We start from the raw sequence: 11220 nt of genomic DNA, 5'->3' as shown, positions 1-11220 counted from the left end.
TTGCCATGCCAGGCCCTTTCGATTATGACAATGGTATCTCTTATATCGCAGGCAATGATAAATATGCCGCTTTTTATGGACTAAACGTAAAAGACATGCTGGCCAGTGAACTTCAGATTGGTGGAGATCAGATTTTGATGAGTAACGATGCTGTTTGTTTTTTGGCTGGAGAAGTGTTTGCAGGTGAGGCAGGTGTCTATCAGCACCTGATTGGCATTACATTGGGAACAGGTTTAGGAAGCGCCGTTTACAATCAGGGAAAAATTGACGATGCCAATTTATGGTGTGCTCCTTTTTTAGATGGCATAACAGAAGATTATCTTTCTACACGATGGTTTTTAAAACGTTATTACGAACTCACAGGATTTAATATTCTAAATGTTAGAGAACTGACCAAACTTTACGACGATAACCAAACCGTGCGGAAAATATTTGCTGAGTTTAGCCATAACCTTGGGCTTTTCCTCAAAAAATTTCAACAGGATAATGCGGCTGAAGCCATTGTAATTGGTGGTAATATTGCCAACGCATCGAGCCGTTTTATTCCCGGTGTGATTAAATACCTCCATTCGCAGGGCATCACTTCTCCAATACATATTTCGAAATTGAATGAAGATGCGGCCTTGGTTGGAGCTGCGGGTTGCTGGGCTACGCAGACATTTAAAACGATCGAAAAAATCTAACAAAAAAAATTATTTAAAAATAATTCAATTCCCTTGTAGGCAATTTGTGTAAGCAAAATGCTCTTAACTATAAAACCGGACGGATGGAAATCCTGAAGGCGGCAAACAATTAACCAAATACTTATTCAAAATTATTCATAATGAATATGAAAAAATCTTTACAGCTAACGTGCTTTTTGCTCTATGCATCCACGGGCTTGTATGCAGCTGCACCAATCGATCATTTTAATCGTGCAGTTTCTTTCCATTCTGTTTATCAGGATGTGATTAAAGGAACCGTAAAAGATGAAACAGGCGCTACCTTACCAGGTGTAACCATTACTATAAAGGGCGCGCAAGGTGGCACACAAACCAATACTTCAGGCCAATATAGCATAACGGCTAAAACGGGCGATGTTTTGGTGTTCTCGTTTATCGGCTACCAGAGCAAAGAAGTTACTGTAGGTACGCAAAGTACCATTGATATAACTTTAACCCCTGACGCTAAAAACCTTGAAACCGTAGTGGTAACAGCACTAGGAGTAAAAAGATCAGAGAAATCTTTGACTTATACCACCCAACAAGTATCGGGAGAGGAATTGAATAAAGTAAAAAGTCCTAACCTTGTAAATTCGTTAAATGGTAAAGTTGCCGGAATGACGATTAGTCCGAGTTCTTCGGGTGTTGGTGGTTCGGCCAAAGTAATATTAAGGGGTAGCCGTTCAGTGAGCGGGAACAACCAGCCCCTGTATGTAATTGATGGTGTGCCAATCAGCAATAACGGTAACGCCAATGCACARCAGAATAGTGTTTTTGGTGGCGGCCAGGATGGTGGTGATGGTATATCGAACTTAAATCCCGATGATATCGAAAGTTTAACCGTACTGGAAGGCGCATCTGCGGCAGCCCTTTATGGTAGCCAGGCACAGAATGGTGTTATCTTAATCACAACCAAACAAGGCAAAGCCGGCAAAACACAGATCGGTTTTTCGTCGAGTTTAACTTTTGATAAAATTGCATACAAACCCGAATTTCAAAACAGTTATGGCCCTGCATCTACCGCAACCAGAGACAGCTGGGGACCAGCAATTAACAACACTACTGATAACCTCGATCAGTTTTTCCAAACCGGGACAAATGCGACCAATTCGATCAATTTTTCTGGCGGATCGGAAATTGCCCAAACTTATTTTTCTTATGCCAATACTTATGCAAGTGGTATACAGGAAGGCAACAAGTTAAACAGACATAATATTAACCTGCGCGAAACAGCCAAGTTTTTAAACAACAAATTAACGGTTGATGGAAATGTAAGTTACATTAATCAACGTATAAACAATAGTCCATCAATTGGATTATACAACAACCCGTTGGTTGGTCTCTATCTTTTTCCAAGAGGAGTTGATATTACACCGTACAAAGACAATTATTTGTTATCAGGAAATGTAGGCACTGCGCGCCAGAACTGGTTAGGTGGTTCTGCAGATATTAACCAGAACCCATGGTTTTTAACCAATCTTAATCCGAATACCGCCATCAGAAACCGCTTTTTATTAAGTGGAAATGTGAAATATGAGTTTACGCCATGGTTAAATCTTCAGGTAAGGGGAAATATTGACCGTACTACAGATGATTTCGAAAACAGACGTTATTCGGGCATAAACGGGAACTTTAACTCAAACGGTAGAGGATACTTATCTCAGAATACTCAAACTTACATTCAGAAATATGCCGATGCGATATTAAACGTTACGGTGCCAATGAAAGATTCTGACTTTAAGATTAACGGATTGATTGGCGGTAGCATTAACGATCAGAAAACGACGGGGTTATCTTTAGCAGGCGATTTGAGTGCAGTTGATTTATTTACAGCAAATAATACCATTGTGGCAACAGCAGGCACCTATACCTCTGATGTATTGAACACCACAAAAGCAAATGATGCTTTCCACAGCCAATTGCAAGCCGTATTTGCAAACGCGAATTTATCCTATAAAGATTGGGCATTTTTAACTTTAACAGGTAGAAACGACTGGTCTTCAAACCTGTCATTCACCCCAAATGTTTCTTATTTTTATCCATCGGTAGGTTTGTCATTCATCGTATCGCAAATGGTTAAATTGCCAGAGGCGATTACTTATGCCAAAATAAGAGGTACTTATGCAGAAGTCGGTAACACCGTGCCAGCATACTTAACCTTTATCCAAAATACTTTGGGTAATGGTGGTGCACTTACCATCAACACCAACAGGGCATTTGCTGAGTTAAAACCAGAAAGAACAAAATCTTTCGAGATTGGTACTGATATGCGTTTTCTAGCCAACCGTTTAAACTTTAGCTTTACCTATTATAAAACAAACACCAAAAACCAATACATTCCTGTTAAGCCAGCTCCTTCTGGACTTGTTGCAACAGGCTACTTAAATGCAGGTGATGTTCAAAATCAGGGCATACAATTTACTTTAGGGGCTGATGTATTAAAAGGCGATGGCCTTAACTGGAATACATCCATTAACGGATCGTTGAACAGAAACAAAATTATTGATGTAGCGGCGGCGCAAGGTTTAAATTCGATCGATTTAACAGGTGGCGGAAACAATGCATATATCTCGCGTATAGCTGCAGGAGGATCTTATGGTGATATTTATGGCTACACCTTACAAAGAGATGCAAATGGCCGTATCATACTAAATGGTGATGGAACTGCTGCAAACCCATACTTTCCGGTTAAAAGTGCAGATTATAGCCTAATTGCAAATGCAAACCCTAAATTTCAGTTGGGTTGGAACAACAGTTTCAATTACAAAGATTTTAGCTTAAGCTTCCTGGTAGATGGTAAGTTTGGGGGCAAGGTACTTTCACTAACCGAAGCATTGATGGACCAGGCAGGAGCTTCAAAAGCATCGGGTGATGCAAGAGCGCAGGGCGGTGTTAAAATTGATGGTGTAGATGCCAGCGGAAAAGCAGTTTCGGCGACCATTAACCCACAAAGCTATTATTCTTTCTTAGGTGACAGAAACGGTGTAACCGGCGAGTATGTGTATAGCGCTACGGTGGTGCGCCTGCGCGAAGCTTCAATAGGTTATAATTTACCTTTAAAAGGAACATTTAAAAGCATGCGCCTCTCATTAATTGGTAGAAACCTCTTCTATTTCTATAAAAAAGCACCTTACGACCCGGAGGTTACCATGTCTACCGGTAACGGCTTATCAGGAATAGATGTTTTTAACCAACCGGTTACCAGAAGTTTTGGTTTTAACCTTAATGTTTTATTTTAATCCGAACAAACATGAAATCGATATATCATTCATCTCAACATAAAATTAAAGGCTTGTCTTTAGTTTTACTTTTAGCCGTTGCTGGCCTAAACCAAGGCTGTAAAAAGAACTTTGAAAGTTTTAACACCAACGATAATTTACCGACTACTGAGCAGAGTTTAGCCTTATTGCGATCAGCAATTGGCCCTATTCAGCAAAATATATTTTCTAACTACCAAATTGCACAGAATTTAAGTTCCGATGCTTTTAGTGGGTACATGATGGCTCCAACACCATTTGGTGGTGGTATTAATAATATGAACTATTCGCTTAATAATGGCTGGAATGAAACCGGTTTTAACGATCAGTATACCAATGTTATGGCGCCAATTTCTAAAATTGCCATATCGCCTTTAAAAGCAACTGCGCCAGAATCATGGGGTATATCGCTTTTAGTACAGGTAATTGCGATGGATAGGGTAACCGATAAGTTTGGTCCGATTCCTTATACACAGGCAGGTAAATCATTAATTTCGCAAGCTTACGATGACCAAAAAACGGTTTATACCGAATTTTTTAAACAGATTGATACAGCGGCAAATAATCTGCAGGCTTTTATCACAGCAAATCCTGGCAAAAAAGCCTACTACGATTCTGGCGATCTGGTTTATGGAGGAGATGTTGCAAAATGGCTTAAATTAGCCAATTCGTTAAGGTTACGTTTAGCCATGCGCATTGTTAAAGTTGATCCGGCTACAGCAAAGTTGCAGGCAGAAAAAGCAATGGCTGCAACAGGTGGATTAATGACTGTACCAAGTGACAATGCGGCTGTTGCGCAATCGGGAAACAGAAATAACGACCTTTGGAATGTAACCGTAAATTATGATGGCGATAATGCAATGGGCGCAGCATTACAATCGTACCTGGTTGGTTATTCCGATCCACGTTTATCGATATACTGTACACCAGCTACCGATCCTCTTTTTGCAGGACAGTATGTAGGAATCAGATCGGGAGCGAATACTTCTTTTAACGGTTTGGGCAAAGCTGGGTACAAAACCTATTCGAGCTTAAATGCTTCTGTACCAGACAATTCAAAATCACCTATCGGACAAAAAGCACCACAAATATTAATGACGGCTGCTGAAGTTTGGTTTTTAAAAGCTGAAGCGGCTTTACGCGGTTGGACGGGTGCAGGAGATGCACAAAGTAATTATGAAACAGGTATAACTACATCAATGCAACAATGGAACGCTAGTATTGGTGGCTACCTGGCCGATGCGGTAAGCAAACCAACAGCTTATGTAGATCCGAAAAACCCAGCTAACAATGCAGCCGCATTAAGCACCATTACCATTAAATGGGATGGGGCTGCATCTAACGAAGTGAAATTAGAGCGGATTATTACGCAAAAATGGTTAGCTATTTTTCCTGACGGAGCTGAGGCCTGGGCTGATTTCCGCAGAACAGGTTACCCAAAACTGTTTACAGTAGCCAACAACAATAGCGGCGGTACAATCAATACCCAATTGCAGATTCGCAGATTGCCATATCCAACAGCAGAATACGGCAATGGAAATAAAGATGAGGTACGTAAAGCCGTAACCTTGCTTGGTGGCCCTGATAACGGTGGCACCAGACTATGGTGGGACGTGAATAAAGCGAACTTCTAACACACAAATACCACCGGGTAGGATAACGAAAGTTGTCCTACCTTTTTTATATCAAACCAATTTCTAACCAAAATTTTAAACCTATGAGAAAACTAACCGTTTTCGGCGTATTGCTGTTAACAGCTTTCGCCCTGTTGTATGCTTGTAAAAAAGCCAATTCTGAAAAAGAAGACAACACTTTGAGCATCAAAGGTACCGCCAGAGCTGCTACCAATGCCTCCGCCCTGGCCTTAACTGCTCCATTCATGACCGCCTATGTAGAAGTAAACAGCAACAATTTCGTAAATCCGGGTTGTTATACCTACGGCACTTCAGCTAGTCAGTTATTTGGCGTTTCTGTTATTTTTGCTGCCAATATCAATTCGGTAAATGGCGTACCAACTTTGTATTTCAATCCACAGGTGCAAGAGACCTTAAATTCGGGCAAGGTGGCTTATCTCAAATCATTRGGCATAAAAGTAGTACTCGATGTGCTGGGGAATCACCAGAATGCAGGCTGGGGTTGTTTTACCGCTTATGCGCAGGCTGATGCTTTTGCCGTTCAATGTGCCAATGCCGTACAACAATATGGTTTAGATGGAATTGATATTGATGATGAGTATTCTGCCTGTACCGCAAATGATGGCTCGTTGGTGCTGGCCGCTGCTGCACTACGGGCACGCATGGGTGCCGATAAGCTGATTACCATGGCCGCATTTAATCAGGCCAATTATTTTAATTCTACTTATAACAACCAAAAACTGGGCGATATTTTAGATTATGTATTTGAGCAAACTTACTTCTCAACAGATTATGCCGGCCGTTTACAGCCATACATTAATGCTGGTGTACCGAAAAGTAAATTGGGTTTAGGTACCGATTTAGGCAATAGCGATCAGGCAGCTGTAGCCACTTACGTAAAAAATAATGGTTTGGCCAGCGCCATGGTTTATAACGTAGCCAACAACTCACAAACTAAATTATCTGCCATGTCTAATGTATTGTATGGCGCTGCAACTGCTGTAAAACCAAACTGTATTGATGGTACTGGAGGTACACCACCAGTAGCTGGAAACCGCTCATTGGTTTTCGACGGCACTAATGAATACTTAAATTCGAATACGTTCAATCTTGCAGGCAACAGCTTAACTTACGAAGCATGGATTAAACCAGCTGCTTTTAAAGCAACTGCTCCAAATATCTCCACCATTATGGGGATTGAAGTGAGCGATGCCAATGTGGCTTTACTTCGTTTGGGTGATGCTTCTCTAGCCAACAATAAAGTGCAGTTTGTATTGAACACAGGTGGTGCAACGCCTAAAAAGCTAAACTCCGCTACAGCGCTAAGTGCCAATACCTGGTATCATATCGCGGCAACATACGATGGCTCGACCATGAAAATCTACATCAATGGCACTTTAGATGCCAGCATGAGTGCTTCGGGCACTATCGCTGCTAATGGCACATTACAGATTTCGAGAAGCTGGGATGCCAACAGAGGCTTTAACGGCCAGTTTGATGAAATGCGGGTTTGGAAATCGGCACTGGCACAGTCGACAATTTCGGCCAATAAATGCAGTGTAAGCGCCACAAGCACCAACTTAGAGGCTTATTGGAAATTTGATGAAGGCACCGGAACTACCATTGCAGATGCAACCGGGCACGGCCACACCGCAAGCTTGCTTAACATGGAGAGTACTGATTGGTCTACTACCGTTCCTTGTTTATAGGCCCCTTTCAAAACAGTTAAATTACCAAGGAAACCTAAGAGGTTGTATCATAAATATTGAATTGTCATCCTGAGCTCGTCAAAGGACAATCGATTTTAATTTTATGTACAGCCTCTTTTAAAATCTCCCTCTTCGCTTTCTACATACGCTTTTCTATAGTAAAGCGTTTCTATAGCTTAGGTTTTAGCTTCAAATCAATATTATATCGATTTAGCGATTTGCTTACTAGCATACCATTTCTATCTTTGTAACCGTTATCTTTGCACGGATACAGATATAGGTTTAGAAAACTGTGATTTTTTTTCATGATTAAAATAACAAAACTGTACTCGTTTTTGTCCCCTTTTTGGAATAGGATGTGTAATAGCACCCATAGACACTATTTGAAGGTAGAATATAATTTTTAATTTTAAACGCTTAATTTTACCCGAATGGATATCTTATCATACCTATTAGAACTCTTGCAGCAACGCAAAGAAGTTGGTATTACCGGCTTGGGCACCTTTTATAAAAAGAAATACCCAGGAAGATACGATAAGGAAAAACAAACGTTTTTGCCTCCCGGATATACGCTGCAATTTTCAGCAGAAGTAACAGAAGAAGACGCTTTAGCCAACTTTATTTCGGCTAAAACAAACAGCACCAACGATGATGCCCGCAATCACATTGCCCAGTTTGTTGAACAAGTAAATCAAAAATTAGAATTAGACCATGAGGCCGAACTTCAAAATACTGGCCGTTTATTTTTTACCGAACAAGGATTAGGTTTCGAACCGGTCAAAAACATGAACTATGGTTCTGAATTTTACGGACTTCCATCATTGACAGAAACCGTAATTGAGGAAATAAAAACTGATTCACCTCAACAAGAGGAAGAAGTTTACGATGAAATTGCTGAAGCACCGGTGGTACCATCACCATTTGAGAATAAGTCATACCAGGCTCCGGTAATCGAAAATGTAGAATTGGATGAAGTTAAAGATGATCTTAAAAACACTTTAAAACATTCAGAAACTCCTTCAGAAGAAATTGTTGAAGCACAAGAATTTATTAAGGAACAGCATGAAGAACATCCTAACCGTTTTGGTCATACACCAGAATCGGAAGTAGAAAATATCGCCGCCGAACATCAGGCAATTGAAACACCTGAATCTGCTGAAGCACAAGATGAAGCAAATACTGCTGAAAATACACCTAAAGAAGAGGTAGAAAATACTAATCCCGAACCTGAAGAAGTAGAAGTTCCTGAATCAGAAGCTGAAAATATTGCTACTGAACAACCTGCTATTGAAACGCCTGAATCTGCTGAAATACAAGAAGAAATAGAAGAAGTAGCAAATACTACTGAAGAAGCAGAAGTACCGGAACCGGAAGTAGAAAATATCGCTTCCGAACATCAGACAATTGAGACACCTGAATCTGACGATGCACAAGACGAAGTAATTGCTACAGAAAATGCCTCAGCTCCTGAAGAAATCAATACCGTGAAGGCACCAGAAACAGTTGTCTCGCAAACTGAACCTTCGAGCCGTTTCTCGCTTAGGTCGGAAACGGAGGAACCTAAAACATACATCAATTTAGAAGACGAAGCTAAAAAAGAAGAACCTGTAATTGAGGCCCCTGCATTTATAAAAGAGCAACATGCAGAGCATCCTAACCGTTTTGGTCACGATCCAATTGAACATGGTGACGAAACGCGACAAGGTATGTCTACCTGGTTGATGATTACAATTGCAGTGTTAGCTTTGGCTGTTATTGCAGCGATAACCTATTTGGTTAAACCAGAATTATTTACTGGTGAAACAGCCCAAGCAGTAAAACCGGCACAAGTAATTGTCGATTCGCCGAAGGTTGTTGTTGATACCCTAAAAGCAAAACAGGATTCTATAGCCAAAACAGATAGCATTTTAAAAGCCAACCAGGTTCAGAAAAAAGCAGATACGGTTAAAAAAGTAGCGGCAAAACCTGCCGTTAAACCTACTGTAGAAACACCAAAAGAAAATAAAATTGTACCAAACACTGGTCCTTCTACGTTTTACGTTATTGCAGCATCTTTTCAATCAGAGAAAAAAGCACTTGTGTTTATTAAGCAAATGGAAAAAATCGGTTTAAATGCTGAAATCGCAAAAGTACCCGGCCGTTTAAAAAAAGTAAGTATAGCGAGTTTTACAACTGAAAAGGAAGCTAAAGAACAGAAAGATATTTTACAGAAAAAACTAAAGGGAAAAGGATATTTCGTACAACAAAAATCTAACAACACACAACCATAATGATAACTTTATTAATTCAGGACACCACACAAGCATTACAAGACACAGCAAATGCGGTTAACCAAGCAGTAACACAACCACAGCCAGAACTACATTTTATCGATCTGCTTTTTAAAGGCGGCTGGGTAATGGTTCCATTGGCTTTTTTAGCATTGTTAGCCTTAGTTATTTTCTTTGAACGTTATTTAACCATTAAAAAAGCAACCAAAGACGAATCGAACCTAATGGGTCAGATCAGGTCGTATATCCAATCTGGAAATTTAGAGGGCGCAATGTCGCTTTTAAGAAATAATAACTCTCCCCTTTCGCGCATGTTGCAAAAAGGTTTAAAACGCATTGGCCGCCCAATTAAAGATATTGAAGGCGCGATTGAAAATGTTGGTAAATTAGAGGTTTCTAAATTAGAGAAGAACATCAGTATATTGGGTATTGTTGCAGGTATTGCACCAATGCTTGGTTTCGTAGGTACAATTGTGGGGGTAATTACCATTTTCCACCAGGTATCAATAAAAGGTGCGATTGAAATAGGAACCATTTCCGGCGGTTTATATACCAAAATGATTACTTCTGCAACCGGACTGATTATCGGTATTATCGCTTACGTACTGTATCACATTTTAAACATTATGGTCGAAAAAATCATCCTTAAAATGGAAACCGATGCAATTGATTTTATTGATTTACTAGAAGAACCAGGCAAATAATGAATTTACGCAAAAGAACAAAAGGGTCGGTAGAAGTACATACTTCAGCGTTGAACGATATTATGTTCTTCCTGATGCTATTTTTCTTATTGGCCTCTGCCGTGGTAAATCCTACCGTGGTTAAATTGTTGTTGCCACAATCATCAAGCGGACAGCAATCGACCGCCAAGAAAGCAGTTACCGTTACGATAGACGAAAATTTAAAATATTTCGTTGAAAAGAAACCAGTTAGCATTGAAGAATTAGAGCCAACATTGGCATCATACCAAAAATTGGCACCTGATATGACCATTCTTTTATATGTATCGCGTAACGTGACTTATCAGGATGGATTTGTGGTAAACGATATTGCCAATAAATTAAAATTAAAACTTGTTGTAGCCGTTGAGCCTAAAAAATAATGAACTACAAAGCACAAAACGTACCTAACGAGGAAAATAATTACCCTAAGGCCATTGCCATAGCAAGCGGAATTATGGGCTTTTTATTGTTGATCAGCTTTTTTATCGTGATTGGCTCGTTCCAGCCACCTGAAGAAGTGGGTATGGGTGGTATGGTTGTAAATTATGGAACTTCAGCAGAAGGAATGGGCGATGATTATACCAGCATTGAAGAACCATCGGCAGATCCAAATGCCAATGGTAAAGCGCCTGATAAGGTAACGCCGGAAGAAAAAGTGACCCCAACTACCGCTACCGAAAATACTGAAAAGGAAATTCAGACACAAAATACGGAAGATGCCATTGCCGTAAATACCAAACCTACAAAACCGACTACTGCAGCACCAACTCCGGTAACTGAAGATAAGCCGTCTAAACCGGTGATTAATCAAAACGCACTTTACAAAGGCAAAAAAAATACTGGTCAGGGTCAGGGAGATGGAACTGGAAAAACACCAGGAAACCAAGGTGATAAAGATGGCGATCCATTGGCATCAAATTATGG

General features: G+C 40.2%; 8 protein-coding genes. All 8 read left to right on the top strand.

The features are described 5' to 3' along the window. Window positions 1-683: ROK family protein (locus AC1DPQ_RS06170; RefSeq protein WP_477608425.1), on the top strand; the 683-nt coding region annotated here is incomplete at its 5' end. Between the two features lie 146 nt (window positions 684-829). After that, entirely contained in the window at window positions 830-3940 is a 3111-nt protein-coding gene (locus AC1DPQ_RS06165) for a SusC/RagA family TonB-linked outer membrane protein (protein WP_477582454.1), read from the top strand. Window positions 3941-3951: 11 nt separating this feature from the next. Then, window positions 3952-5592 carry a SusD/RagB family nutrient-binding outer membrane lipoprotein gene (locus AC1DPQ_RS06160; protein ID WP_477582456.1) on the top strand — a complete coding sequence of 547 codons (1641 nt, stop codon included), beginning with the start codon at window positions 3952-3954 and terminating at the stop codon, window positions 5590-5592. 83 nt (window positions 5593-5675) lie between these two features. Further along, on the top strand, window positions 5676-7301 hold the full coding sequence (locus AC1DPQ_RS06155) for a LamG-like jellyroll fold domain-containing protein (protein ID WP_477608423.1): 1626 nt from the start codon (window positions 5676-5678) through the stop codon (window positions 7299-7301). 431 nt (window positions 7302-7732) lie between these two features. Further along, entirely contained in the window at window positions 7733-9571 is a 1839-nt protein-coding gene (locus AC1DPQ_RS06150) for an HU domain-containing protein (RefSeq protein WP_477585457.1), read from the top strand. Beyond that, window positions 9571-10275, top strand: a complete 705-nt coding sequence (locus AC1DPQ_RS06145) for a MotA/TolQ/ExbB proton channel family protein (RefSeq protein ID WP_029279915.1) — start codon at window positions 9571-9573, stop codon at window positions 10273-10275. Before AC1DPQ_RS06150 ends, AC1DPQ_RS06145 begins: the two co-directional genes overlap by 1 nt. After that, a complete protein-coding gene (locus tag AC1DPQ_RS06140) occupies window positions 10275-10676 on the top strand; it encodes an ExbD/TolR family protein (protein WP_025144642.1) in 402 nt (133 codons plus the stop codon). Before AC1DPQ_RS06145 ends, AC1DPQ_RS06140 begins: the two co-directional genes overlap by 1 nt. Beyond that, window positions 10676-11220: energy transducer TonB (locus AC1DPQ_RS06135; protein ID WP_477608421.1), on the top strand; the 545-nt coding region annotated here is incomplete at its 3' end. The genes AC1DPQ_RS06140 and AC1DPQ_RS06135, both read left to right, overlap by 1 nt.

Source organism: Pedobacter sp. 01T416_2 (assembly GCF_056398925.1).
The sequence above is the reverse complement of the archived record's forward strand: the minus strand, read 5'-3'. Positions and strand labels throughout refer to the sequence as shown.

What these genes read in the sequence shown, in the direction of transcription:
- AC1DPQ_RS06145 (WP_029279915.1), top strand. Translation starts at nt 9,571, where the DNA reads ATGATAACTTTATTAATTCAGGACACCACACAAGCATTACAAGACACA.
- AC1DPQ_RS06150 (WP_477585457.1), top strand. Translation starts at nt 7,733, where the DNA reads ATGGATATCTTATCATACCTATTAGAACTCTTGCAGCAACGCAAAGAA.
- AC1DPQ_RS06140 (WP_025144642.1), top strand. Translation starts at nt 10,275, where the DNA reads ATGAATTTACGCAAAAGAACAAAAGGGTCGGTAGAAGTACATACTTCA.
- AC1DPQ_RS06160 (WP_477582456.1), top strand. Translation starts at nt 3,952, where the DNA reads ATGAAATCGATATATCATTCATCTCAACATAAAATTAAAGGCTTGTCT.